The sequence below is a fragment of the Pseudomonas umsongensis genome, from assembly GCF_002236105.1.
In the GTDB taxonomy this organism is placed as follows: domain Bacteria; phylum Pseudomonadota; class Gammaproteobacteria; order Pseudomonadales; family Pseudomonadaceae; genus Aquipseudomonas; species Aquipseudomonas umsongensis.
The window spans coordinates 1,278,054-1,304,191 of the sequence record NZ_NIWU01000001.1; the positions used below are offsets into that span (position 1 = coordinate 1,278,054).

The window sequence follows — 26,138 nt, forward strand, 5'->3', positions numbered from 1 at the left end:
GGCTTTTTCTTTCTGTAAGAGCGAGCATGCTCGCGATGGTCCTCAACGATTACGCGGGAAGCCTGGCACCCCGTGGTGTCCTGTGGTCCATCGCGAGCGGGCTCGCTCCTACAGTATCGGGTTCAGCGAATTTGATGCTTGTGCAACAACCGGTAGAAGGTCGGCCTGGATATCCCCAGCACCTTGGCGGCAATGCTCAGGTTGTCGCTGTGGCGGTTTAGTACATCACACAAGGCCTGGCGCTCTGCCCGGTGTTTGTAGTCTTCCAGCGTGCCCATCGGCGCGGCAACGGTGTGATGGCTGATCAGCCCGAGGTCACGCGCTTCGATCTGCCGGCCCTCGGCCAGCACCAACCCGCGCCGAACCCGGTTGGCCAGCTCGCGCACATTGCCCGGCCAGTCATGTTTGCCCATGGCTATCAGTGCGTCTTCGCTGAAGCTGCGGGGACGGCGGCCAGTTTCATGGCTGTAGAAATGGGAAAAATGGTTGGCCAGCATAGACAGGTCGCCATTGCGCTCACGCAGGGGCGCGGTCGCGACTTGCAACACGTTCAAACGATAATACAAGTCTTCGCGAAAGCCTTTTTTTTCAATCGCCGCTTCAAGATCGACATGGGTTGCCGCCAGTACCCGCACATCCACCGGAATCGGCTGACTGCCGCCCACCCGCTCGATGTGTTTTTCCTGGAGGAACCGCAACAGGCTCGCCTGCAGTTCCAGGGGCAGATCACCGATCTCGTCGAGAAACAGCGTGCCGCCGTTGGCCGCTTCGATCCGCCCGACCTTACGTTGATGGGCACCCGTAAAGGCGCCCTTCTCGTGGCCAAACAGCTCGGACTGGATCAGGTGCTCGGGAATAGCCCCGCAATTGATAGCGACAAAGGGCTTGCTGTGGCGCAGGGATTGTCGATGCAGCGTACGCGCCACCAATTCTTTACCAGTACCGCTTTCGCCACGAATCAACACCGGCGATTCGGTGGGCGCCAGCTTGCTCAGTAACTTGCGCAATTCGCGTATGGGCTTGCTGTCGCCCAGCAGTTCGTGCTCAGGCTGATCGATATGAACCGTGCCCTGTCCGCGCAGCCGCGCCATGCCAAAGGCCCGACCCAATGTGACCTGGACCCTGGAGACATCGAACGGCAAGGTATGAAAATCGAAAAACCACTCGCAGACAAAGTCCCCGACATTCTGTAGCCGCAGGACATCCTGATTGAGTACGGCGATCCACTCGGTACCGCTTCGGCTGATCACCTCTTTGACGGTATCCGGATGCTCAAGGTGAAAGGGCTGTAATCGTAACAAGCCCACGTCACAACTTCGATCGGCGGCGTTGTCCAGCGAACAGCTATCAACGTCCCATCCCACGGAGCGTAATCCCGGCAGCAAACGATGGCAGTCGTCGCAGGGATCCACCACTAATAAACGACGTAACGCAGGCGCTTCGTTCATGTGATTTCCTTGACGCCAAATTTTAGGATTTTTTATTAAAAACAGTCATTTGGCGGACCTGGCTGTAACGTTAGCAAGAATTTGACGGGCGCTTGTACCGTTTGACTATAGGGCTTCTAGATAAAGAGTTATAAGAAGCGGGATTTTCCAGCCATCTGACGAAAGTTTTCTTTCATTACGCTTTCAACGCGAGGCTGTATCCTTGGGATGCGAAAGAAAGTTGAAATTTCTTTTGCTTGAGTGTGACCTGAACCCCGGTTGCGGGCATCAGTACAAGTAACCAGCCGAACGGTAAGCCCAACCGACGGCAATTGACTTGACTGGGCCTATAGAGAGACGACCTATGAACGCCCCACTCCGTGTCAACGAAGCTCTTTTGATTGCCGACCGCGCATTTAAACCGTTCAAATGCGTGGCCTGGGCCCCACAAGACGGTAATGGCGAACTGACCCTCACCGTGATCGACCGCACCAATAACAATATTGGACGCAAGCAGATCCCGAGCAGCGCCTATACCGATCCAGCGCAGCTTGAGTGCTTGCTGCAACAGGCCCGCGCCGAGCTGAGCGAAGAAGGCTACACGTTGCAATCATGGTCGATGCCGCAATAACTGTATGGCGGATTACGCCAGGTAATCCGCATCCCTGGCTGGAATTATTTGGCTGTTTTTTCACGCCAAGCGCACTCAAGACGCTTTCTTACTTGAACTTCGACGCGTCCTTAATTCTTTGCTGGCTTGCCATTGGTTCGAAAAGACACTGTTGTGGCACACAACGACCCTCCGTCTGTTAGTTATGACAGTTGTGCATTTAATCATTCAGGGATTGAATATTCTCTAGAAAGTCGCCACCGCCCAACTTCTGGATAAGGACGACTCGCAAGGAGATGCGTGCATGTCAATCCAGTCTGTTTTGGCTTTCCCGGCAATTGTCCGTGATGCTGGAAAGCTAGACACTACCTTCGCTGCCAAAGGCACCGCCCAGGTGTATTTCTTCGGCAGCACTTCAAGCTTGGCAAACGACATCGCAATTGATTCACAGGGCCGGCTATTGGTGGCGGCTAAGGTCACCCTGCCTGGTGGCAGCCGCTTTGGCCTGGCACGTTTGCTCAGGGACGGTTCAGCGGACCTGGCTTTTGGCAAACAAGGCAGTGTCATCGGGCAATTCGAGCCGGGTTTCGAGGCCATGGCGGGAAAGGTAAACGTGCTGCCCAATGGGCACATCTTGATCGTCGGCCTGCAATACGAAAGCGAACACTGCACACTCCCCGCGCTGGCGCTGTTTGACTCGCTGGGTCAACCGGTCAAGCGTTTTGGCGACAATGGCCGTCGCGTCGTGCGGCTGCCAGGCAACTTCTCCCAGGGCATGCGCGACGTCTGGCTACCCCCGGGCGTACCAGGCGCCGAGGCCTGCGGCGTCGACGTGCAGGACGACGGTCGCATACTGTTGGTGACCAATCATCACTTCGAACTCGCCGATCATGCCGCCATGTTGATACGGCTGACCGCAGAGGGCGCGCTGGACAACAGCTTCAATGGCCGCGGCTTTGTGATGGTCAGGCACCTGCTGATGAATACCTGGCTCAGCAGTGTGACGGTGCAAGGCGACGGCCGCATCCTGGTGGGTGGCTCGATCAATTTCCCGGAAGAAGGCCTGGTGGCCCGCTATCATGCCGATGGCAGCCTGGACAGCAGTTTTGCCCTGGATGGCTTCATGAGTTTCCTGGCATGCGGACACAGTGCCCAGGTCAGCCAAATCGTCCAGCAGGCCAACGGCGACGTGCAATGTTTTGGCAGCAGCCGCGACCCCATGCGCTGCATGGCCATGAAAATGCATGCCAATGGACGCCCGGATCATCATTGCAATGGCGGCCAGGCGCAATTACTGGAAATCGGTCGCAGCGGTTGCCAATGGACTGCCGCGCAAATGCAGCCGGACGGCAGCGTGTTGACCGCGGGCGCCACCATTGGCGGCGTCGAGGCCGACTTTGTATTGGGCCGATACCTGCCGGGCGGGCAGCTCGATGGCGACTTTGGCGACGGCAGCGGATTTGTACGCACCCGACTGGGCCGCAGCCTTGACACAGCCACTTCAATCGCGGTGCAGAATGATGGCAACATCCTCGTCGGCGGCTATTCGCTGGACGGTACCTATCGGGCGATCGTCGCACGCTACTTGGGCTAACTCGATAGACTTTTCCTACGCTTGATCTTCTGTTCGGCTTACGGCAAGTTGCGCGCTTCTTAACTCAAGGAGTAGCCGATGTCCGGCTCGATGGCCCAGGCGTTCGCGCACAATTTTCTCGGCAACTCACCGCGCTGGTACAAGGCCTGCATTGTCGGTTTCCTGCTTCTCAACGCCGTGACGTTATGGACCGCAGGCCCGGTGGTGGCTGGATGGTTGCTGGTGCTGGAGTTCATTTTTACGCTGGCCATGGCCCTCAAATGTTATCCGCTGATGCCCGGCGGCCTACTGTTGGTCGAAGCGCTGTTGTTGAAAATGACCACGCCCCAGGCACTCTATGACGAGTTGCTGCACAACTTCCCGGTGATCCTGCTGCTGATGTTCATGGTCGCCGGTATCTACTTCATGAAAGACCTGCTGCTGTTCCTGTTCTCGCGCCTGCTGCTAGGGGTACGCAGCAAGGCCCTGCTGGCGCTGATGTTCTGCTTTTTGTCGGCGTTCCTGTCGGCGTTTCTCGATGCCCTGACCGTAACCGCGGTGATCATCAGTGCCGCCGTCGGGTTTTACTCGGTGTACCACCGCGTCGCCTCGGGCAGCGATCCGCGCCAGGACAGCGAGTACAGCGATGACCAGCACCTGCCCACCCTGCATCACGCCGACCTCGAGCAATTCCGCGCGTTTTTGCGCAGCCTGCTGATGCACGGCGCCGTGGGCACTGCGCTCGGTGGTGTGTGCACGCTGGTGGGCGAACCGCAGAACCTGCTGATTGGCCATGAAATGGGCTGGCACTTCGCCGAATTTTTCCTGCAGATCGCGCCGGTGTCCTTGCCTGTGCTGGTCGCGGGCCTGGTCACCTGTGTCCTGCTGGAAAAGCTGCGCTGGTTTGGTTATGGCACGTTGCTGCCGGACAACGTTCGTACCGTGCTGGCCAACTACGCCGCCCAGGACAATGCCGAGCGCACTTCCCGCCAGCGTGCTGCGTTGCTCGTGCAAGGTGCGGCGGCCTTGATCCTGATTGCCGGGCTGGCCTTTCATGTGGCGGAAGTGGGCCTGATCGGGTTGATGGTGATCGTGCTGATCACCGCATTCACCGGCATCACCGACGAGCACCGCCTGGGCAACGCATTCAAGGACGCCATGCCCTTCACCGCATTGCTGGTGGTGTTTTTCGCCGTGGTGGCGGTAATCCACGATCAACAGTTGTTCACGCCATTGATCCATTGGGTGCTGGCCCTGCCCGCCGACCAACAACCCGGCATGCTGTACATCGCCAACGGCTTGCTCTCGGCCATCAGCGACAATGTGTTCGTGGCCACCATCTACATCACCGAGGTAAAACAGGCCTTCCTCTCCGGGCACATGAGCCGCGAACATTTCGAGACGTTGGCGATTGCGATCAATACCGGAACCAACCTGCCCAGCGTGGCGACGCCCAATGGCCAGGCGGCGTTCCTGTTCCTGCTGACCTCGGCGATTGCACCGCTGATTCGCCTGTCGTATGGACGGATGGTGTGGATGGCGTTGCCATATACCGTGGTGATGGGGATTCTGGGTTGGTATGCCGTGAGTTTCTGGTTGTAACACTTAACAAATGTGGGAGCGGGCTTGCTCGCGAAGGGGCCGTGCCAGGCAACATTATTGTTGAATGACACACCGCCTTCGCGAGCAAGCCCGCTCCCACATTTGGATTGTGTGGCTATCGAGGGAGGATGTAGCGCTCGATGGCCTGGGCCGCCCCGTCCTCGGTGTTGGCCCCCGTTACCACATCGGCCTGACGTTTGACTTCGTCCTGCGCCTGGCCCATGGCGATCGACAACCCGGCCACATGAAACATCGCCGGGTCATTGCCGCCATCGCCCATGGCCGCTGTCTGCTCCAGCGGCACACCGAGAAACTCGGCCAGCGTCGCCAACGCCTGCCCCTTGTTGGCCTGCATCGCAGTTACGTCGAGATACACCGGTTGTGAACGCGAGACTTGGGCCTGGCCTTCAACTTTCGCCAGCAACCGGGCCTCCAGCTCAACCAGCAACTGCGTGTTGTTACTGGCGGCGACGATCTTGTCGATGCGGGCCAGGTACGGTTCGTAGCTTTCGACCACCACTGGCGGATATCCCAGCCCGTGTTGTTCGCGCGGCACCAAGGGGCCGGTCGCGTCTTTCACCAGCCAGTCGCCGCAACTGAACACCCAGACTTCGATCTCCGGTTGATCGGCGAACAGCGCCAGGGTCATCAATGCCGCCGCGGCCGGTAAATAATGCGCGACGAGCAAACTGCCATCGGGATGAACGACGGTGCCGCCGTTGAAGGCTGCCGTGGGCAGGTCAACGCCCAAGGCCTCGATCGTTTGCAACATGGCCCTGGGTGGACGCCCCGTGGCCAGGCTGAACGACACTCCGGCTTCACGCAACGAACGGACCGCGTCGATGGTGCGTTGGCTGAGGCTGTGATCGGGCAACAATAACGTGCCGTCCATGTCACTGAGCAGCAAGCGGATGGGTTGTTGCGACTCGTCACTCATCCGAGGCCGTGCCAGACGCGACCATCGCGAGCCAGCAGTTCTTCGGCGGCTTGCGGTCCGTTTTCGCCTGCAGCGTAGCCCTGCACGCTGGCATCCTGCTGCCAGGCGTCCAGGAAAGGCTGCACCGCACGCCAGCCGTTCTCGATGTTGTCGGCACGCTGGAACAGGGTCTGATCGCCGGTGAGGCAATCGTAGATCAAGGTTTCGTAGCCGGTGGACGGCTGCATTTCGAAGAAATCCTTGTAGGCAAACCCCAGTTCGATGTTGTCCATCTTCAGGGTCTGGCCGGGGCGCTTGGCCAGCAGGTCGAACCACATGCCTTCGTTGGGTTGAATCTGGATGCGCAGGTAGGTGGGTGCCAGCTCATCGACTTCGGTATCGCGGAACTGCGCATAAGGCGCAGGTTTGAAGCAGATGACGATCTCGGTGTCGCGCACGCTCATGCGCTTGCCGGTTCGTAGGTAGAAAGGCACGCCGACCCAGCGCCAGTTATCGATCATGACTTTCAGGGCGACATAGGTTTCGGTGTTGCTGTCGGGCGCTACCTTGTCTTCCTGGCGATAACCGCGCAGTCGCTGACCATCGACTTCGCCAGCGGTGTACTGGCCGCGCACCGAATTGGCCCGGGCCTCTTCCACCGACCAGGGACGAATCGCGCCGACCACCTTGGCTTTCTCGCCGCGAACCGCATCGGCGCCAAACGCGGCCGGTGGCTCCATGGCCACCATCGCCAACAACTGGAACAGGTGATTGGGCACCATGTCCCGCAGGGCGCCAGTGTTTTCGTAGAAACTGCCACGGGTTTCGACGCCGACGGTTTCGGCGGCGGTGATTTGCACGTGGTCGATGTAATGGTTGTTCCAGAACGCTTCGAACAGGCTGTTGGAGAACCGGCTGACCAGGATGTTCTGCACGGTCTCCTTGCCCAGGTAATGATCGATACGGTAGATCTGCTTTTCCGTCATGACCTTGAGCAGGCAGGCGTTCAGGGCCTCGGCGGTCTGCAGGTCGGAACCGAAAGGCTTTTCGATCACCACTCTGCGAAACACCTCGGGGCTTTCCTGCAGCAAGCCGGACGCGCCGAGACGGCGCACCACTTCACTGAAAAAGCGTGGCGCGGTGGCCAGGTAGAACACCGCGTTGCCAGTGCCGCTGGCGGCGATTTTTGCCGCCAGCGCTTGATAAGTGCCGTCGTCCAGGAAATCGCCCTGGACGTAGCTGATGCCTTTGGCGAGGTTGGCCCACACAGCCGGGTCAAGGGCCTGATCGCCCTTGCCGATTTTGCCGGCCACCTCATTGCGAATGAAGTCCTCGAGCTTTTGCGCGAAGCCTTCATCGCTGATGGCGTTATGGTCAACGCCGACGATCCGCAAGCCATCCCCGAGTAAACCGTCGCGCTTGAGGTTGTACAGCGCCGGCATCAGCAGGCGCTTGACCAGATCACCGTGGGCGCCGAACAGGAACAGCGTGGTGGGTGGCGCGGGTTCAGTCTTGGATTTCCTGCGGATCCCATGGGTCATTTTTTCGCGGTCTCCACGTGGCCGCCGAAGCCGAAGCGCTGGGCCGAGAGAATCTTGTCGCCAAAAGTGCCCTGGCCACGGGAGCGGTAGCGGGCGAACAGCGAGTTCGACAGCACCGGTACAGGCACGGCCTGCTCCATGGCGGCCTCGATGGTCCATTGACCTTCGCCGCTGTCAGCCACGGAACCCGAGAAGCCGTCGAGTTTCGGATCGCTGGCCAGCGCGTCGGCCGTCAAGTCCAGCAGCCAGGACGACACCACGCTGCCCCGACGCCAGACTTCGGCGATGTCGGCGACGTTCAGGTCAAAACGCTGGTCTTCCGGCAGCTTGGTGCTGGACTTGGTCTTGAGGATGTCGAAACCTTCGGCGAAGGCCTGCATCATGCCGTATTCGATGCCGTTGTGGATCATCTTGACGAAATGCCCGGCACCGGCGGGACCGGCGTGGATGTAACCGCGCTCGGCGCGATCGTCATCGGATTTGCGGTCCTTGGTGCGCGGGATATCACCCATGCCTGGCGCGAGGCTGTCGAACAGCGGATCAAGACGCTTAACGGTCTGCGTATCGCCGCCGATCATCATGCAATAGCCGCGCTCCAGGCCCCAGACACCGCCGGAGGTGCCGACGTCGATATAGTGCAGGCCTTTTTCCGAAAGGGTCTTGGCCCGGCGGATGTCGTCCTTATAGAAGGTGTTGCCGCCGTCGATGATGGTATCGCCGGCTTCGAGCAAGGTGCTCAGGGTGTCGATGGTGTCTTCGGTCGGTGCGCCTGCCGGCAACATGACCCACACCGCTCGTGGTTTGGCCAGGCCAGCGACCAGGGCCGGCAAATCGGCGACGCCGGTGGCGCCTTCGCTGCTCAAGGTATCGACGAAGGCGGTATTGCGGTCGTACACAACGGTGGTATGTCCGTTGAGCATCAGGCGCCGCGCAATATTGCCGCCCATGCGGCCCAGTCCAATAATCCCGAGTTGCATGTGCTGATGCTCCCTACTACAAATAAAAGTGTGTCAAAGGTTATAGCCCAACGCGACTCATGAGGTTAGTCCAGAGCGTTGGCATGAAGTTTCCGGGCATTGTGCCCGATCCTGATGGATAACGTCGGGAATCGTGCCGAAGACACAACGACCATGAAAAATAAAAAAGTTCCCTTCAGGGGCAAAAGAAATCAAAATTGGCGCCGATAGTAGATGAGCCACCGATTTCGGCGGCCAACCTACAGTTGAGACACGCCATTTGCGAGGTGAGCAATGGGCACAGTACACACCGCACTGCCAGCACAAACCCTTTACGTCACTATCCGTCGCGATGAATTGCGTCAGTTGAAAGACGAGCGTGACCAGTTGAAACAGGAGCTGGCGCAATTGCGCTTGCTGATTCAGGGCCAACAGCCCTTGCCATTGCCCCAGCGGGCACCGCACGCCTGATCTCCTCGCCTTTGTCGGAAGTAGTACTGCACTGCTTCCGGCGCGCCGTATCCCCTTTTGCCTGCGATCACTCACGAAATTTTCACATTCGCCTGTTGATACTCCGGCGCATTGTGCGCCGCCTGGACTGTGCGCGGCCGCCGTTTTCGGCGCTTGCGTGGCCTGGCGGTACGAGTGACTACTGGCTGGAGCGTTGAATGACTTGGTTTAAACGCAGCGATTCGTCTGCGGAAGGTTTCGATTGGGCAGGGTTCCTCTGGCTGTTCCTGTTCTTCTGGTATTTTTCCGGCATCACCCAGCTGTTGATCCAGCTGACCGGCACCTCCGGTTTCACCGGGTTTCGCCAGGCGTTCGTGATGAGTGCCATCTGGTTGGCGCCGATGCTGTTGTTCCCGAGGCAAACCCGAGTGATGGCCGCGGTCATCGGCGTGGTGCTGTGGGCGTGCTCGATGGCCAGCCTCGGTTACTTCTTCATTTATCAGCAGGAATTCTCCCAAAGCGTCATCTTCATCATGTTCGAGTCGAACGTGTCCGAAGCTGGCGAATACATGACCCAGTATTTTGCCTGGTGGATGGTTCCGGCCTTCCTCGCGCACACCGCGGTCGGCTATTTCCTGTGGACACGCCTGCGCCCGGTGTACCTGCCTCGCGCCAAGGCCCTGGCGGTGGCCACCGCCATACTGGTCGGCGTGGTCGGTTATCCGCTGGTCAAACAAACCCTGCGTACCGGCAGCTTCGCCGAGGGCTTCGAGAAATTCGAAACACGCATCGAGCCGGCTGTGCCGTGGCAGATGGCCGTGGCCTATCACCGCTACCTCGATACCCTGGCCAACATGCAGCAGATGCTGCACAGCGCGAGCAAGGCCGCACCACTGCACAACTTCAAGGATTCGACGGCCAACCAGCCCGCCACCCTCGTGTTGGTGATCGGCGAATCCACCAACCGACAGCGCATGAGCCTGTACGGCTATCCTCGGCAAACCACCCCGGAACTGGACAAGCTCAAGGACCAACTGGCGGTCTTCGATAACGTCATCACGCCGCGCCCCTACACCATCGAGGCATTGCAACAGGTTCTGACTTTCGCCGACGAAGAAAACCCTGAGCTGTACCTGTCCACGCCTTCATTGGTCGCCATGATGAAACAGGCTGGCTACAAGACGTTCTGGATCACCAACCAGCAGACCATGACCAAGCGCAACACCATGCTCACGACCTTTTCCGAGCAGGCTGACGAACAGGTGTACCTGAACAACAATCGCAACCAGAATGCCGCCCAGTACGATGGCGATGTGATCGAGCCGTTCAACAAGGCCCTGGCCGACGCGGCACCGCGCAAGCTGATCGTGGTGCATTTGCTTGGCACGCACATGAGCTATCAGTACCGCTACCCTGCGACCTTCGACAAGTTCAAGGATCGCAACGGTGTTCCGGCCGGCGTAAGGGACGATCAACTGCCCACCTATAACAGCTACGACAACGCCGTGCTGTACAACGACTTCGTGGTGTCGAGCCTGATCAAGGACTTCGCCAAGTCTGATCCGAATGGCTTCCTGTTCTACCTCTCCGACCACGGCGAAGACGTGTTCGACTCCCCTGGCCATGGCACCCTCGGGCGCAACGAGAGCAAGCCGACGGCGCCGATGTATACCATCCCGTTCATGGCCTGGGCCTCGCCAAAGTGGCGCGAAACCCACGACTGGAACTTTGCCGGCGACCTGGGGCGCCCGTACAGCAGTTCGCACCTGATCCATACCTGGGCAGACCTGGCGGGGTTGAGTTTCGATGAACTCGATCGCAGCAAGAGCGTGGTCAGCGACAGCTTCAAGGCGCGCCCATTGCTGATCGGCAACCCTTATGAGCGGCAACAGCGGCCCTTGATCGATTTCAGCCTGATCAAGCCAAAAGCTGCGCCAGTCTTGCCTGAAGTCGTGCAAAAGTAGTCCTTTCAACACCATTCAAACCTGTGGGAGCGAGCCTGCTCGCGATGACGTCGGCACAGTCAACATTGATGTTGATTGATCCATCGCCATCGCGAGCAGGCTCGCTCCCACAGTTGTTTCGTGTTGTAGGAAGCAACGTCATAATAATAATTATTCTCGTTTACCCCTAAATCCCTCCCCCCTCCTTCGTCTTTGCATAAACGGAATTTTCCCTCGACGACAAGGAGTCGGCCGCGATGTTCGCGCCTATCACCCGTTCCATGACTTTTACCCTTGGCCTGTGCGGCGCCGCACTGAGCCCGGATCTACTGGCTGAATCCGAGACCGAGCCCGCCCCGCTGGCGTCCACCCTCATGCTCGGTGCCACCAACGTCACCGCCCAGAACCTGGGCAGCACTACTGAAAACACCGAGTCGTACACCACCGGTGCCATGAGCACGGCCACCCGCCTGAACCTGTCGATCAAGGACACGCCGCAATCGGTTTCCGTGGTCACGCGCCAGCAAATGGACGATTTCAAACTCGGTAGCCTGTCCGAAGCCATGAGCCAGACCACAGGCGTGGTGGTCCAGCACAACGACTCGGACCGTGTCAGCTATTCCTCGCGTGGCTACACGATCAACAATTTCCAGGTCGATGGCATGCTGAATACCTTCAGCTACATGAAGTCCGATTCCGACACCATCATCTACGACCGCATCGAAGTGGTACGCGGTGCAACGGGCTTGACCACCGGCGCAGGCGACCCTTCGGCCACCATCAACATGGTGCGCAAGCGACCGACTTCGCAGTGGGAGGCCAAGACCGGCGTCAGTGGCGGCAGCTATGACGACTACTACAGCTACCTGGACGTCGGCGGTCCGCTGGCTTTCGACGGGCGACTGCGCGGTCGTGGAGTGGTGGCCTATCGCGACAGCGATTCGTACCGGGACAAATACCAGCAGCAACGGGAAGTCGGCTACGGGGTGCTCGAGGCCGACCTGACCGACGACACCCTGCTGGCGGTGGGTTACGACTATCAGGACAAGCACGTGCAAGGTACGTCCTGGGGCACGGTGCCGTACTGGAACGCTGACGGCAGCAAGGCCAACCTTGGGCGCTCGACCAACATGGCCACGTCCTGGAGTTCCTGGCCGCTCAAGGACAAGACTGCGTTCGCCAACCTCGATCACCAGCTCGGTGGCGGGTGGCAACTCAAGGCCGCCTACACCCACCGTGAAAGTGACACCGACGGCAAGATCTACTATGCCGGTGGCGGCTTTCCCGAGGCGGACCGCAGCGGCATGGTCGCCAACGTCAGTCACATGATCGGCACGCAAAAAATGAAAGCCTATGACTTCAACGTGTCCGGCCCCTACACACTGCTGGGACGCTACCACGAAATGATGGTCGGCTATGGCGAGGCCGAACGCAGCGAAGAAAGTCCTTTCACGCAAGACGGCCCACGGGCCGCGGATTACGAAAACGTCCCCGACTGGAAGTACATGGGCAACATCGGCAAGTTTCCCGACACCGTCACCGGCCTTTCCGGGGCTAAAGACAACACTCGGCAAAAGGCCGGCTACCTGGCCACGCGCCTGAGCCTCACCGATGAACTGCACGCGGTACTCGGCAGCCGCTACGGCAGCTGGAAGGCCTCAAGCACCACCAACGCCTATGACGCCAACCTGCAACTGACCAGCGTCGACCACAGCAGCCAACAGCACAATGATATGTGGACGCCGTACGCCGGGTTGCTCTACGACCTCACCCCGCAGTACACCGCATACGTCAGCTACACCGATATTTTCAAACCACAGTCCAACCGCGACAGCAATCGCAAGTACCTTGAACCTGTGGTCGGCAGTAACTATGAACTGGGTCTCAAGGGCAGCCTGCTCGAAGAGCGATTGAACCTCGCCACCGCGTTGTTCTGGAGCAAGCAGGACAACGTCGCGGAACTTGACGATTCCGTTCCGCCGGACCCGGTCACCGGCGAAGAGTTCTTCAAGTCCGGCGGCAAGGGCAACAAAGTCCAGGGTTTTGAAGCCGAGGCGTCAGGCGAAGTCATGCAGGGCTGGAACATGACCGCCGGTTACACCTACACCCACTCGGTCAACGGTGAAAAGGAACGTAACAACACCAACCAACCGTTGAACATGCTGCGCTTCTCCACGGCTTATCACTTGCCCGGCGAGTGGCAGCCGTTGACCGTGGGTGCTGCAGTGAACTGGCAGAGCGACGTGTATCGCAACGCCAGTCGCCCGGTCGGGCGCGGCGCCGATGGCAGCCTGGTCACCGCGCGCACGGACATCCGCCAGCAGGCCTACACCGTGGTCAACCTGATGTCGCGCTACGCATTCGAGCGGCACCTGTCAGCCTCGTTGAACGTCAACAACCTGTTCGACAAGAAGTACTACGATAACGTCGGGTTCTATAACGGTGTGTATTGGGGCGATCCGCGCACGGTGACCCTGAGCCTGGACTGGACACTCTAGAGGCGATGTTAATTCCCATTTAACGGAATCGGCGGATAATGAGCGTTCGACTTTGATTCATTGACTCATGGACGAAAGGCATCCGACATCTGTAAGTGGGAGGCACACCATGAAAAGATCCACGTTGATCCTCGCAGTCCTGATGACGTTAGGCTCCGCCAGCGCCTTTGCCGAAGGCGGCGCCGAACGCATGCGCTACTACTACGAGACCTTGCACTACAACCAGCAGGTGGCGCTGGGCAACATCACGCCAGGCCAGGCGAAGGAACTGCGAGTGCCGGACGATCAAACCGCGCAAATGACCGAGTCCTATAGGCCGAAATGATCGACTTCTGCCTGTCTGTCTTTCTGTAGGAGCGAGCATGCTCGCGATGGTGGTCAACGATGACGCGGGGCACCAGATACCCCTCGTTGTCCTTGAGTCCATCGCGAGCATGCTCGCTCCTACACAGGGGGATTAAAGCGGCTTGATCCAGAACATCATGCGCCCGTGCGCCGGATCGAACTCTCCCGGGGCAAAGCCGAACCTGGTGTAGGACGCCTGCGCCGGCCCATTGCCTTCCAGCACCTCAAGGGTGATCTTGCAGCAGCCGCGCTGGCGAGCGATGTCCTCGACCTTGTGCAGCATCCGCTGGCTCAGACCCAAGCCGCGAAACTTCGGCACCACCGCCACGTCGTGCACGTTGACCAATGGCCGACAGGCAAAGGTCGAAAACCCTTCAAAGCAATTGATCAACCCGGCCGGTTCGCCGCCCACGAAGGCCAGCACGCTGAACGCATGGGGGCGCTTGGCCAATTCAGCCGGCAGATGCTCCAGCACTGTGGCAGGAAGAGAATGACCACCCCCCATTGGATCTTCGGCGTAACTGTTCAATACCAGGCAGATCGCCTCGGCATGTACCGGATTGGTATAGCTGGCTTGAAGCACAAGAATTTCTGCGGAATCCATTTCCATCCTCGATCACATGAAGTAGTACCGGTGCGTAATTGGCATCGGAGTGCGACCCTATCCTGAGCGTCATGTGTGTTGCAAGATCAAAAGGCCGCAGCCTTCGGCAGCGCCTGCAGAGGCTGCGATCTTTTGATTTCAATGCCCCCAGATCAACGCTTCGGTCCATCCCAGCTCGGCAAAATCCTCAGCCCGCAGGTGCGACTCGCCGGCACAGAAAAACTCGTCCAGCTGCGGCGGCTTCACCGAAGTCCCACTGAGCATCGCGTGCACCTGCCCGCGATGATGAATCTGATGCTCGAAAAGATGCGACAGCAGGCGCAGGCGGCTGTCGTATTGCGGTGTATCCCGGGCAATGGTCACGATCTTGCCGAGGTCGACGTCGCGCATTTGTTCGCAGTAGGCGATCAATCGCCGGTCGACCTGCGCCTGTTCGCGCTTGAGGTCGACGGCCTGGGTAAACGGCTCGTCGTCCTTGAAGAACACGTAGCAATCAGGATGAGGGTCGTCACCGCGCAACTCGCGCTCAAGGGCATCCACGTAAAACCAGTCGCAGGTCAGGATGTGGTTGAGGGTTGCGATGATACTGGGAAAGAAGCTGACCCGGGGGGCCGCCAACGCCTCCTGGCTCAACTGACACCAGGCCTTGGCCAACCGGTGATTGGCCCAGGCATTCTGATAGGCCATGGTCAACAAATGGTGTGACAGAGGTTGATTCATGTTCACGCCTCCTGGAATTCACGCCTCGGCAAAACGTTGCAGCTGCATTTCCTGCAGGCGACTGAGGGTGCGGCGGAACGGAAATTCCAGGTAGCCCTCAGTGTAAAGCGCGTCCATGGGCACCTGGGCTTCGAGGTACAGCGGCACTTTACGGTCGTAACACTCGTCCACCAGCGCGATGAAACGCCGTACGCCATCATCGTGCACCGACAACTGCGGCAATTCCCGGTCGCCTGCCACCACGCGCTCGACCCCGTCCTCAGTGCCCCGGGCAATGCGCCCGGCGCGCTTTTGCGCGCTGAGGTTGGGCACGTCACCTAGAAGAATAGCGCTGAAGGTGTCGCACAGGGTCATGAAATCCATCGCGGCAAAGGGCTGCTCGCAGAGGTCGGCATAACGGCACCAAAGCACGCTCTGGCTGGCCTGAACCACTTCCAGCGAACGGTAGCCGACCTTGATCGGCGCGCTGGAAACCGCTTGGCCCAGGGTCAGTACCTTGAATACGTCTGCCAGTGCACTGGGCTGACCGGGCGCCGCCACCCAGTAACGTTGCAAGCCCTGCCCCGGATGCAGGCGATGGTCTTCGCCGCCGTCCACCGCGATCACTTGCATGTGCTGCTTGATCGCGGCGATGGCCGGCGTGAAGCGATCGCGGTTGAAACCGTCGGCGTACAACTGGTCCGGTGGCAGGTTGGAGGTGCAGACCACCACCACGCCCTGTTCAAACATCACCTGGAACAGGCGCCCGAGGATGATCGCGTCGCCGATGTCATTGACGAACAATTCGTCAAAGCACAGTACCCGCACTTCTTCGCTGAGTTCGCGGGCCAAGGCCTTCAATGGGTCGGCGGTACCGGTCAGCTGGAATGAACGCTGGTGCACCCAACCCATGAAATGGTGGAAATGCTGACGCCGGGCCGGCACCCGCAGGTTCTGGTAGAACTGGTCCATCAACCAGGTCTTGCCACGCCCGACCGGACCCCAGAGGTACACGCCCATCATCGGCCTGCGGCCTTCATGAAGCGCTTCATGGCACTTTTGCAGAGCCCAGACGGCATGTTCCTGGGCTTCGTCCTGGACGAAACCCTTCTGTTCGATCGCGTGCTGCCAGGCACTGAGGGGAGAGTCGACATTCATGCGCGGCAGTATGCCACCCGTCGACAGCGTCATCTGTGAAATCTCACGCCGTTTGTGTGCTTTTCGCTAAAGGAAAATACGCCTTGACGGAAAATATGATTGGCATCATATTTAATAGATGACACATAACATATAAATTATTCGAACGGCCCCTCAGGAGTCTCCCCCATGCATTACAAAGTTTTCGGCCGTAAAACCGGCTTGCGGGTTTCCGAACTGGCGTTGGGTGCCGGCAACTTTGGCACCGGCTGGGGTCATGGTGCCGAGCGCGAAGAAGCCAAGCGGATCTTTGATGGTTACCTCGCCGCGGGCGGTAATTTCATCGACACCGCCAACGGCTACCAAGCGGGCCAGTCGGAAGCCATGCTCAGCGAATTCATTGCAGTCGAACGCAACCATCTGGTCATCGCCAGTAAATACACGCTGGGCACGACGCCGGACGCCGGCATTTCCCACACCGGTAATAACCGCAAGAATATGGTTCGCGCCGTTGAAGAGAGCTTGAAGCAGCTGAAAACCGATCACCTGGACCTGTTCTGGGCACACATGAGCGACGGCGTGACGCCGATGGAAGAGATCCTGCGCGGTTTCGACGACCTGGTGCGCGCCGGCAAGATCCATTACGCCGGGCTGTCGAACTTTCCGGCGTGGCGCATCGCCCGCGCCGACCTGTTGGCCGAAGTGCGCGGTTTTGCGCCGATTGCTGCGATCCAGGTCGAGTACAGCCTGGCCGAACGCAGCGCCGAACGCGAACAACTGCCCATGGCTGAAGCCCTGGGCCTGGCCGCGACCCTGTGGTCACCGCTGGGAGGAGGTTTTCTCACCGGCAAATACCGCACTGGCGATGGCGACAACCGCGCCAGCAAACTGGGGATGTTGGTTCACGCCGAGAAAAGCGCCCGCGAGACCGCCCTGCTCGATACCCTGCTGGCCGTCGCCACGGAGCTGGGCGCGAGCCCCACCCACGTGGCCATTGCCTGGTTGCGCGAACAAGCCAGGCGCTCGACCACCACGCTGATTCCGATCCTGGGCTCGCGCACCCGTGAACAACTGGATGCAACCCTGGGGGCGTTGAACGTAGAACTGGACGAAGAGCATCTGGCGCGGCTCGACGGGGTCAGTGATGTGCCCAAGGGCGTGCCGCACGAATCCATAGCCGGGTCGTTCGCGCGGTTCAGCGGGGGTGTAACCCTGGATCTACCGAAAATTCCGGTGGCCTGACACCGCCCCCTGTAGGAGCGTGTGTTACAGATCGAGCTTATGTTTCGCCGCATACAGGCACAGCATCTCCATCGCCAGCGTCGCCGCCGCCAATGAAGTGATGTCCGCATTGTCGTAGGCCGGCGCCACCTCCACCACATCCATGCCCACCAGGTTGATCCCGCGCAAGCCGCCGAGGATTTCCAGCGCCTGCACGGTACTCAAGCCACCACACACCGGGGTGCCGGTGCCCGGTGCGAACGCCGGGTCGAGACAATCGATGTCGAACGTCAGGTACACCGGGTTGTCGCCGACCCTTGCACGAATGGCCTCGACGATCGCATCGACGCCACGCCGGTGCACCTGCCGCGCGTCCAGCACCGCAAAGCCCTGGTGATCATCGTTGGTGGTGCGTAAACCGATCTGCACCGAACGTGACGGATCGACCAGTCCTTCCTTGGCCGCATGCCAGAACATGGTGCCGTGGTCGATGCGCTTGCCCTCTTCGTCCGGCCAGGTATCGCTGTGAGCGTCGAAGTGAATCAGCGACAGCGCACCATGCTTGCGCGCATGGGCCTTGAGCAGCGGATAGGTGATGAAATGGTCGCCGCCGAAGGTCAGCATGGCACTGCCCGCATCGAGGATGTGCTCGGCATGGGCTTCGATACGTTCGGGAGTCGACTGCGGCGAACCGTAGTCGAAGTCGCAGTCACCGAAGTCGACCACCGCCAGATGATCGAATGGGTCGAAGGTCCACGGCCAGTGGCGCTCCCAGGCGATCCCGGTGGACGCGGCACGGATTCCCCGGGGTCCGAAGCGGGCGCCGGGGCGGTTGCTGGTCGCGGTGTCGAACGGCACGCCGCTGACCGCGACGTCGACGCCGCGCAAGTCGCGGCTGTAGCGTCGACGCATGAAACTTGTGATGCCGGCATAGGTGCTTTCGGCGGCGGTTCCATAAAGGCTGTCACGGGTGATGGCCTGGTCGTTCTGCAGGGGGACGTCCATTGAAGGTTCCTTGTTATTGGCGGCTACGGAAAGTGGTCCACACGCGGGTACGCTGGCGCATGTCCTTGAGGTTCATGCTGCGGTCGGCGTACAGGCGCTGACGGATGTCGGCGGGTGGAAATATGTCCGGGTCGCTGCGCACCGCCTCGTCGACCAGCGGCGTCGCGGCCTGGTTGGCGGTGGCGAAGAACAGTGTGTTGGTAAGCGCGGCGACGGACTCGGGGCGCAACATGAATTCGATGAATTGGCGCGCGGCTTCCGGGTGTGGCGCATCCTTGGGGATCGCCAGGTTGTCCTGCCAAACCAGGGTGCCTTCCTTGGGAATCCGATAGGCGATTTCATAGGGCTTGTTGGCTTTGCGCGCCTGATCGGCAGCCATGCTGGCATCACCGTTGTAAGCCAGGGCCAGGCAGACGCTGCCGTTGGCCAGGTCGTTGATCTGCCGGCCGCTTGCGACATACAGCACCGAAGGCTGTAGTTGATGCAGCAGCGCTTGCGCCGCGTCGAGATCTTTCTTGTCGGTGCTGTAGGGGTCCTTGCCCAGGTAATGCAATGCCAGGCCGATCACTTCCTGCGGCGAGTCGATGATCGCAATGCCGCAGTCCTTGAGCTTGCTGGCGTACTCGGGTTTGAACAGCAGGTCCAGGCTGTTGAGCGGCACGTTCGGCAGGCGTTTGTGCAGCGCCTCGATATTCATCCCCAACCCCAGGGTGCCCCAAGTGTAGGGCACGCCATATTGATTGCCGGGATCAACCGCAGCGAGTTTCTCCAGCAAGTCCGGATCAAGATTGGCGTAGCCCTTCAAGCCTTCGTGGGCGATGGCTTGCAACGCACCGGCCGCCAGGCCACGGGCCAGGACACTGGACGACGGCACCACCACGTCATAGCCACTGCCGCCGGTGAGCAATTTGGTTTCCAGCACTTCCGGCGCGTCAAACGTGTCGTAGCGCACGTGAATACCGGTTTCCTGTTCAAAGCGCTGCAGGGTTTCGGGCGCGACGTAATCGGCCCAACTGTACAGATTGACGACTTTGTCCTCGGCCTGAGCCGCGGTGGCCATGGCAAGGAACAGCGCGGGAACACACAGCTTGAATAGGCAATTCATGACCAACACCTGACCGGGGGAAGTGGATGCAGGATGCGCCGTCGATTACATTGGTAAAATATAAAGATTGTTAACCTGACATTATCCCGGAGTAATGCTTGATGCTCGGTCAACTGCATGACCTGGACCTTCAATTGCTGCGCCTGTTTGTCAGCGTCGTCGAGTGCGGTGGCTTCAGCGCAGCCCAGGGTGAACTGGGCCTGAGCCAGTCGAGCATCAGCCAGCAAATGGCCCGGCTGGAGACCCGTCTCGGCTATCGCTTGTGCAGCCGTGGCAAGGGTGGCTTTCGGATCACGCCCAAAGGCGAACAATTGCTTAGTGCGACGCGCAGCCTGTTCCAGTCCATCGAGGCGTTTCGTCACCAGTCCAACGGCGTGGCCGGGCGCTTGATCGGCGAGGTGCGCCTGGGCTTGTCCGAAGCGCTCGACCAATCGGTGCTGCAGCGGGTGGCCGAAGCGATCCGGCGCTTTCGCGAGCGTGACGAATCGGTGCGCATCGAGTTGATGAGCGCCATGCCCGGCGACATGGAGCGCTTGCTGTTGCAGCAGCGGCTGGACCTGGCCATCGGCTATTTCTCGCAGATCCAGAGCGCGTTTGACTACCGCGAGCTGTTTACCGAAACCCAGCACCTGTATTGCGCCGTTGGCCATCCCTTGTTCACCGACGAGGCGCCGGATGACCAGGCGCTCCAGGCATGCGACCGGGTCGATCACCCCTACCGCTTCCTGCGCAGCGACGAACCCTTTCAAGGCAAGGTCTGCTCGGCGCGCTCGGAGCAGGTCGAAGGCACCCTCGCCTTTATCCTGTCTGGCAAGCATGTGGGATATCTGCCCAGTCATTTCGCCCGCAGTTGGGAGGACAAGGGTTTGCTGCGGCCAGTACGTCGCGACGACTTGAGTTTCGAGGTGGCGTTTCACCTTGCTCGCCATCGCGCGCAGGTACCGGGGGATGCGCAGAAGGCGTTTGAAGAGGACCTGCTCGCGGCGTTTGCCTGAACACTCTGTGCCTTGGGTATGTATCCGTGGCGAGGGGATAAATCCCCTCGCCACAGATAAATCCACCCACCACAGATGAATGCCCTCACTACGGGATTGGGACAATCCCGAGTTTCTGTTTCAAAGTCTTTCTGGCATCCTGCGCCTCCATTTTCTGACCCGGCCCCGCCTCCCGGCACATAAACCACCATGACTTCCCCTGAAAAAACCCCGCGCCACAGTGACCTGCTCTACGGCCTCGACGACCGCCCGCACCTCACCGCCACGGTGTTCGCCGCGCTGCAGCACGTGCTCGCCAGCTTCGTCGGGATCATTACCCCGACACTGATCATGGGCAGTGCCCTGGGCTTGCAGAGCGAAATCCCCTACCTGATCAGCATGGCGCTGTTCGTCTCGGGCCTGGGCACTTTCGTCCAGGCCCGGCGCTTCGGTCCGGTGGGCTCGGGCCTGTTGTGCCTGCAAGGCACCAGTTTCTCGTTCATCAGCGTCATCCTCAGTGCCGGTTTCATGGTCAAGGCCCGGGGCGGCGGCACCGATGAAATCCTTTCGACGATCTTCGGCGTGTGCTTCTTCGCCGCCTTCATCGAAGTGGTGTTGAGCCAGTTCATTGGCAAGCTGCGGATGCTGATCACCCCGGTCGTGACCGGCACCATCATCACCCTGATGGGCCTGTCGTTGATCAAGGTCGCCATGACCGACATCGCTGGCGGCTTCGGCGCCCCCGACCTCGGCGCGGCCAGTCACCTGGGCCTGGCAGCCCTGGTGCTCGGCACCATCGTGATATTGAACCGGGTGGACGTGCCGTTCCTGCGCCTGGGTGCGATTGTCATCGGCCTGACCCTCGGCTACGCCGTCGCCTGGATGCTGGGCCACGTCGATTTCGCCAGCTTGCCGGCCGTGCCGCTGATGAGCGTGCCGGTACCGTTCAAGTATGGCTTTGCCTTCGACTGGGTGGCGTTCGTCCCGGTGGCGGTAATTTTCCTGGTGTCGCCGCTGGAAGCGGCCGGTGACCTGACCGCCAACTCGATGATTTCCCGTCAACCGGTCAAAGGCCCGGTCTACATTCGCCGAATCAAATCCGGGCTGCTCGCCGACGGCCTCAACTCAGCCATGGCCGCGGTGTTCAACAGCATGCCGATGGTGACCTTCGCGCAGAACAACGGGGTGATCCAGCTGACCGGCGTGGCCAGCCGCTACGTGGCGTTTTTCATTGCCGGCCTGTTGGTGCTGCTGGGGCTGTTCCCGATGATCGGCGCCGTGCTGCAGCTGATGCCCAAGCCGGTGCTCGGCGGTGCTGAACTGGTGATGTTCGGCACCGTCGCCGTGGCCGGGATCAAGATCCTCGCCGAAGCCGGATTGCATCGACGCAACATGCTGATCGTGGCGATTTCCATCGGCATGGGCCTGGGTGTGGCGGCCGTGCCGGAAGTGTTGCGCGAGCTACCCAAGGCGCTGCATAACATCTTCGAATCGCCGATTACCGTCGGCGCGTTGTGCGCTATCGTGCTGAACATCTTCCTGCCGGAGGAATTCATCGAGCTGGAAGAAGACGATTTCGATCCGGAAGCCTCGATCCTCCAGGTCATGGAAAACCCGGAGGTGCCGGTCAAGTGTTGAACCTGACGCCGGGTTTGGCACGCTCATCCACGGTCAACTCGAACACGTCGGGGCGCGCGTAATGACCGACGACGTCGTAGTCGTAACGCGCGCGGATCAGGTCGTCGGTGTCGATTTGGGCGGTGAGTAATCCGCGCCCTCCCCGCAGCGGCCCGGCGAGTATGTCCCCCATCGGCCCGACGATCACGCTGCCACCGGCAATCAACGGACGGTCCTCCGGCCAATGGGGGATCTCCACGCCCAGGGCCTGCGGTGAGTCCTGGACCTGACAGGCGCTGACCACGAAGCAACGCCCTTCATGGGCGATGTGGCGCATGCTCACCTGCCACATCTCCCGCTCGTCCACCGTGGGTGCGCACCACACCTCCACGCCTTTGGCGTACATCGCGGTGCGCAACAGCGGCATCATGTTTTCCCAGCACACCACCGCGCCGATCCGCCCTGCCTGGCTGTCGATCACCGGTAAGGTCGAGCCATCACCCTTGCCCCAGATCAGCCGTTCGGTGCCCGTGGGCATCAGCTTTCGGTGTTTGGCGACCAGTCCAGCCTGCGGATCGAAATACAGCGCGGTGCAGTACAAGGTGCTGCCAGCGCGCTCGATCACACCAATGACCAGATTGGCCCCGGTGCGCGCCGACAGCCCCGCCAGCGCTTCGGTTTCCGCGCCAGGCACATCGATGGCGTTGGCGAAATATCGGGCAAATGCTTCCCGGCCTTCCGGCAGTCGGTAACCCAGTTGCGTGCCGAACCCCTCGCCCTTCGGGTAACCACCCAGCAACGCTTCGGGCATGACCACCAACGCCGCACCGGCTTCAAGGATGGCATTTTCGTACGAGAGAATCTGCTCCAGGGTCTCGGCCTTGCCGCCGGGTAGAGCGCCGATTTGCAGTGCTGCAACGATTGACTTGGGCATTGCCGTAACTCCATTCGAATCGGGTGTTGCTCATTCTCAGGCGCTACCGGATCATGAATAAAGCCCTGTTCACTGCTGAATGATATGAACCTGATGAATATCGCCACCGTCGACCTCAACTTGCTCAAAGTTTTCGAAGCCTTGCACGAAGAGTCCAGCGCCAGCCGCGCGGCGTTGCGCCTGGGCGTCACGCAGTCGGCGGTAAGCGCGGCATTGCGCCGGCTGCGCGAGCTGTATGGCGATCAGTTGTTTGTGCGCACCGGCCGCGGCCTGGCGCCGACGCTCAAGGCTAATCAGTTGAAACCGGTGGTCAGCGACGCGCTGAACAAATGCCGGCAAAGCCTGGCGATGGTCGACCCGGCGGCCCATCACTACGAAGGGCGCTCGGTCACAGTGGGCATGTCGGATGATTTCGAAATCGCCTACGGTCGCCGTTTGATCGAGGAAATCGCCCGTTGCGCGCCGAAACTGAGGCTGATCTTCCGCCAGACCCACAGTCAGATCGTCGCCCACGCCTTGATGGAACGCAGCATCGATCTGGCAATCACGGCCGGCGGGTTTGCCGAGCGGTTGCTCAGTCGCCAGGTATTGGGTGAAGGCGATTACCTGTGCCTGGTCGACCCGATGAGTCTTGCCGCGGGACAGCAAACCATCGAGCTTGAAGAGTTCGTCACCCGTGAACATATCCTGGTGTCATCGGGTGGCTTTATCGGGATCACTGACGAAGGATTGGCCGCACTGGGCCTTAGCCGCCGGGTGTGCGCTTCGACCACGCATTTCGCCGCGTTGCCATATCTGCTCAAGGGCAGCCAGGCGGTGGCGACCATTCCGGCCCATGCCGCCCGAAGCATCGCCACGCTCAGCGGCCTGGCACTACTGCCCTGCCCCCTGGCGTTGCCGCGCTACCCGATCGAAATGGGTTGGCGCACCAGCACCCAGCTCGATCCCGTAGTCGTGAAGGTGCGTGAAGCGATTGCCGCCAGCTTCCTGTAGGAGCGAGCACGCTCGCGAAAAACGTCCGGACAGCGTGGTCTCCCAGAAAGCCCTCGTTATCGTTGACGTCCATCGCGAGCGTGCTCGCTCCTACAGTAGATCGGGTACAGCCGCGAGAAATTATTTGGCCGCCATCAGCCGATTGACTTCACTGCGCACCATGTTCGAAAACTCCGGTGGCGACATGCTATCCAGCTCGGCGCGCACCCACTCGGCCCATTTGCCCTTGCGCTTGGCGCGCTCACCGAACAGACGTGCGGCTTCGCCCTTGGCCTTGCCCAGGTTGTTTTGCCAGAGTTCGAACAGACGGGATTTCTCGTCTTCCAGCGCTGCGCGCTCGGCAAGGGGTTTGTCGGCCAGATTGAAACTCATGGGAAATTACCTGCTGCGTAAATAGGCTACATCTTACACTGTAGGAAGAAATGTCCTGCGCTGGATTTTTCAACAGGATGGCGTCCGCACGCAATGTCACTGCAACTTTTTCTATCGCGGCGGACTCCATTGTTCACTGTCCATTACCTGCAAGGAGTCACCCAATGGCCCGCAAAACCGCCGCACAAGCTGCCGAAGACCAGATCAAGGACCAGGCTTTCAGCGAACTTCAGTCGCTGATCGAAGAGTCGGAAAAACTGCTCAAGAGCAGTGCGTCACTGGTCGGTGAAGAAGCAGACACGCTTCGTGGACAAATCTCCCAGAAACTCCAACAGGCACGGGACTCCGTTACCAGCGTCCGCGCTCGGACCCTGCCGGCGGTCGAAGCCACGCAAACCTACATAGGTGGGCACCCATGGCAGACCGTGGCCATTTCCGCCGGGTTTGGGTTGGTCGTGGGCTTGTTGTTGGGGCGACGGTAAGCACTACCGGCAAACAACCTCAAAATGAAATGCATTCCTTGTGGGAGCGGGCTTGCTCGCTCCCACAAGTCCACATTTCAATATCTAGTCGCCGGCCAATTCCCGCAAATTCGCCAGCGTATCCGCATCGAGCTGGATGCCGCCCGCACTGGACTTGGCGCGCTGATGATGACGCCGATCACCCGGTAACCGCTTGAGCCCCACACCGTGCATCTGCCGCACCAACTCCTGGCTGCGCTCGGCAAAGCTCTGCCCGGCCGCCTTGGCCGGATCGATAACGATCAACAGTTGGCCGGTCCACGGAGTCTTGGCCCCCGGGTGGTTCTTCCAGTCGAACTCGAACGAGAAGTTGCCGCCGGTCAACGCCGCCGCCAAGAGCTCCACCATCATCGACAGCGCCGAACCTTTATGGCCACCAAACGGCAGCAACGCGCCTCCCTCCAGAATTGCCTGCGGGTCCTGGGTCGGCTGGCCAAGGCTGTCGACGCCCATGCCCTGCGGCAAACGTTCGCCCTTGCGCGCGGCGATCTGCACATCGCCATGGGCAATGGCGCTGGTAGCCAGGTCGAAGACAATTGGCTCACCGTCTGCCCGTGGGGCGGCGAAGGCAATCGGGTTGGTGCCGAACAGTGGGCGATCGGCGCCGTGTGGCACCACGCAGGTCATGCTGTTGACCACGCTCAACGCCACCAGCCCTTCATAGGCGAACGGCTCGACGTCCGGCCACAACGCCGCGAAGTGATGGGAGTTACGAATCGCCAACACCGCAATGCCGGCACTGCGAGCCTTTTCCACCAGCAAGGCGCGTGCGGCGGCGAGCGCCGGTTGGGCGAAACCATTGCCGGCATCCACCCGGACAAAACCCGAGGCCACGTCCTCGACCACAGGCACGGCCTGGCCATTGACCCAGCCGCTCTTGAGCGTGGACACATAACCGGGCATGCGGAACACGCCATGACTGTGGGCACCATCGCGCTCGGCACCGGCGCAGTTGAGGGCCAGTGTCCTGGCAACCTCGTTGGAGGTGCCGTGCCGAACGAAAATGCGTTCGAGCAACAGGACGACAGAATCGAAATCCAGGGTTGAGTTGGCCGAACTGACTGCCATTTCAGGCGAAGCGGTCATCTGAAGCTC

The 26,138-nt window shown here is 60.2% G+C and carries 24 protein-coding genes; 12 read left to right on the forward strand and 12 right to left on the reverse strand.

Going from position 1 to position 26,138, the window contains the following annotated elements:
- Window positions 1-122: 122 nt before the first annotated feature.
- Window positions 123-1,448, reverse strand: a complete 1,326-nt coding sequence (locus PSUM_RS05655) for a sigma-54 dependent transcriptional regulator (protein ID WP_020797154.1) — start codon at window positions 1,446-1,448, stop codon at window positions 123-125.
- 343 nt (window positions 1,449-1,791) lie between these two features.
- Between PSUM_RS05655 and PSUM_RS05660 the strand changes: the two genes are divergently transcribed.
- The 3 genes from PSUM_RS05660 to nhaB all read left to right on the forward strand — a co-directional run bounded on the left by PSUM_RS05660 (window position 1,792) and on the right by nhaB (window position 5,212).
- Window positions 1,792-2,058, forward strand: a complete 267-nt coding sequence (locus PSUM_RS05660; RefSeq protein WP_033041741.1) for a hypothetical protein — start codon at window positions 1,792-1,794, stop codon at window positions 2,056-2,058.
- Between the two features lie 283 nt (window positions 2,059-2,341).
- Window positions 2,342-3,631 (forward strand): hypothetical protein, encoded by a 1,290-nt coding sequence (locus PSUM_RS05665; RefSeq protein WP_083349171.1) that lies wholly within the window; start codon window positions 2,342-2,344, stop codon window positions 3,629-3,631.
- Window positions 3,632-3,709: 78 nt separating this feature from the next.
- Window positions 3,710-5,212, forward strand: coding sequence for a sodium/proton antiporter NhaB (gene nhaB / locus PSUM_RS05670; RefSeq protein ID WP_083349172.1), 1,503 nt, complete (start codon window positions 3,710-3,712; stop codon window positions 5,210-5,212).
- 115 nt (window positions 5,213-5,327) lie between these two features.
- On the opposite strand, the gene PSUM_RS05675 is transcribed toward nhaB, so the two are convergent.
- The 3 genes from PSUM_RS05675 to gnd are packed head-to-tail and all read right to left on the reverse strand — an operon-like array spanning window position 5,328 to window position 8,646.
- A complete protein-coding gene (locus PSUM_RS05675; RefSeq protein ID WP_083349173.1) occupies window positions 5,328-6,149 on the reverse strand; it encodes a Cof-type HAD-IIB family hydrolase in 822 nt (273 codons plus the stop codon).
- A complete protein-coding gene (zwf, locus tag PSUM_RS05680; protein WP_020797159.1) occupies window positions 6,146-7,669 on the reverse strand; it encodes a glucose-6-phosphate dehydrogenase in 1,524 nt (507 codons plus the stop codon). Before zwf ends, PSUM_RS05675 begins: the two co-directional genes overlap by 4 nt.
- Complete coding sequence (gnd, locus tag PSUM_RS05685; RefSeq protein WP_020797160.1) at window positions 7,666-8,646, reverse strand: phosphogluconate dehydrogenase (NAD(+)-dependent, decarboxylating); 981 nt, start codon at window positions 8,644-8,646, stop codon at window positions 7,666-7,668. Before gnd ends, zwf begins: the two co-directional genes overlap by 4 nt.
- Window positions 8,647-8,919: 273 nt before the next feature.
- On the opposite strand from gnd, the gene PSUM_RS31785 reads away from it, so the two are divergent.
- The 4 genes from PSUM_RS31785 to PSUM_RS05700 all read left to right on the forward strand — a co-directional run bounded on the left by PSUM_RS31785 (window position 8,920) and on the right by PSUM_RS05700 (window position 13,841).
- The gene (locus tag PSUM_RS31785) at window positions 8,920-9,096 is read left to right on the forward strand and encodes a DUF6026 family protein (protein WP_020797161.1); all 177 of its coding nucleotides are present in this window, start codon (window positions 8,920-8,922) and stop codon (window positions 9,094-9,096) included.
- 197 nt (window positions 9,097-9,293) lie between these two features.
- Window positions 9,294-11,039 (forward strand): phosphoethanolamine transferase CptA, encoded by a 1,746-nt coding sequence (locus tag PSUM_RS05690; RefSeq protein ID WP_033044627.1) that lies wholly within the window; start codon window positions 9,294-9,296, stop codon window positions 11,037-11,039.
- A 236-nt stretch (window positions 11,040-11,275) separates the two neighbouring features.
- Window positions 11,276-13,516, forward strand: a complete 2,241-nt coding sequence (locus tag PSUM_RS05695; protein WP_020797164.1) for a TonB-dependent siderophore receptor — start codon at window positions 11,276-11,278, stop codon at window positions 13,514-13,516.
- Between the two features lie 109 nt (window positions 13,517-13,625).
- Window positions 13,626-13,841, forward strand: a complete 216-nt coding sequence (locus tag PSUM_RS05700; RefSeq protein ID WP_020797165.1) for a hypothetical protein — start codon at window positions 13,626-13,628, stop codon at window positions 13,839-13,841.
- A 132-nt stretch (window positions 13,842-13,973) separates the two neighbouring features.
- On the opposite strand, the gene PSUM_RS05705 is transcribed toward PSUM_RS05700, so the two are convergent.
- The 3 genes from PSUM_RS05705 to zapE form a co-directional block, all read right to left on the reverse strand.
- Entirely contained in the window at window positions 13,974-14,465 is a 492-nt protein-coding gene (locus PSUM_RS05705) for a GNAT family N-acetyltransferase (RefSeq protein ID WP_020797166.1), read from the reverse strand.
- 138 nt (window positions 14,466-14,603) lie between these two features.
- Entirely contained in the window at window positions 14,604-15,185 is a 582-nt protein-coding gene (locus PSUM_RS05710) for a DinB family protein (RefSeq protein ID WP_020797167.1), read from the reverse strand.
- Between the two features lie 18 nt (window positions 15,186-15,203).
- Entirely contained in the window at window positions 15,204-16,322 is a 1,119-nt protein-coding gene (zapE, locus tag PSUM_RS05715) for a cell division protein ZapE (RefSeq protein WP_033042471.1), read from the reverse strand.
- Between the two features lie 168 nt (window positions 16,323-16,490).
- Here zapE and PSUM_RS05720 point away from each other — a divergent pair, with 168 nt between their 5' ends.
- Complete coding sequence (locus PSUM_RS05720) at window positions 16,491-17,543, forward strand: aldo/keto reductase (protein WP_083349174.1); 1,053 nt, start codon at window positions 16,491-16,493, stop codon at window positions 17,541-17,543.
- Between the two features lie 24 nt (window positions 17,544-17,567).
- On the opposite strand, the gene speB is transcribed toward PSUM_RS05720, so the two are convergent.
- Complete coding sequence (speB, locus tag PSUM_RS05725; protein ID WP_083349175.1) at window positions 17,568-18,527, reverse strand: agmatinase; 960 nt, start codon at window positions 18,525-18,527, stop codon at window positions 17,568-17,570.
- A gap of 13 nt (window positions 18,528-18,540) precedes the next feature.
- A complete protein-coding gene (locus PSUM_RS05730; RefSeq protein WP_083349176.1) occupies window positions 18,541-19,632 on the reverse strand; it encodes a polyamine ABC transporter substrate-binding protein in 1,092 nt (363 codons plus the stop codon).
- Between the two features lie 101 nt (window positions 19,633-19,733).
- Here PSUM_RS05730 and PSUM_RS05735 point away from each other — a divergent pair, with 101 nt between their 5' ends.
- Window positions 19,734-20,627 (forward strand): LysR family transcriptional regulator, encoded by an 894-nt coding sequence (locus PSUM_RS05735; protein ID WP_042955335.1) that lies wholly within the window; start codon window positions 19,734-19,736, stop codon window positions 20,625-20,627.
- A gap of 189 nt (window positions 20,628-20,816) precedes the next feature.
- Complete coding sequence (locus tag PSUM_RS05740) at window positions 20,817-22,244, forward strand: nucleobase:cation symporter-2 family protein (RefSeq protein WP_083349177.1); 1,428 nt, start codon at window positions 20,817-20,819, stop codon at window positions 22,242-22,244.
- Here the strand turns inward: PSUM_RS05740 and PSUM_RS05745 are convergent.
- Window positions 22,234-23,157, reverse strand: coding sequence for a carbon-nitrogen hydrolase family protein (locus tag PSUM_RS05745; protein WP_083349178.1), 924 nt, complete (start codon window positions 23,155-23,157; stop codon window positions 22,234-22,236). The two genes, PSUM_RS05740 and PSUM_RS05745, sit on opposite strands and share 11 nt — an antisense overlap.
- An 84-nt stretch (window positions 23,158-23,241) precedes the next feature.
- Here PSUM_RS05745 and PSUM_RS05750 point away from each other — a divergent pair, with 84 nt between their 5' ends.
- Entirely contained in the window at window positions 23,242-24,150 is a 909-nt protein-coding gene (locus tag PSUM_RS05750; RefSeq protein ID WP_083349179.1) for a LysR family transcriptional regulator, read from the forward strand.
- A gap of 120 nt (window positions 24,151-24,270) precedes the next feature.
- Here PSUM_RS05750 and PSUM_RS05755 read toward each other — a convergent pair whose 3' ends face one another.
- Window positions 24,271-24,522 carry a hypothetical protein gene (locus PSUM_RS05755; protein WP_083349180.1) on the reverse strand — a complete coding sequence of 84 codons (252 nt, stop codon included), beginning with the start codon at window positions 24,520-24,522 and terminating at the stop codon, window positions 24,271-24,273.
- 164 nt (window positions 24,523-24,686) lie between these two features.
- Here PSUM_RS05755 and PSUM_RS05760 point away from each other — a divergent pair, with 164 nt between their 5' ends.
- Window positions 24,687-25,004, forward strand: a complete 318-nt coding sequence (locus PSUM_RS05760) for an ElaB/YgaM/YqjD family protein (RefSeq protein WP_020797178.1) — start codon at window positions 24,687-24,689, stop codon at window positions 25,002-25,004.
- Between the two features lie 84 nt (window positions 25,005-25,088).
- Here PSUM_RS05760 and PSUM_RS05765 read toward each other — a convergent pair whose 3' ends face one another.
- On the reverse strand, window positions 25,089-26,129 hold the full coding sequence (locus tag PSUM_RS05765) for an Ldh family oxidoreductase (RefSeq protein WP_083349181.1): 1,041 nt from the start codon (window positions 26,127-26,129) through the stop codon (window positions 25,089-25,091).
- Window positions 26,130-26,138: the final 9 nt, after the last annotated feature.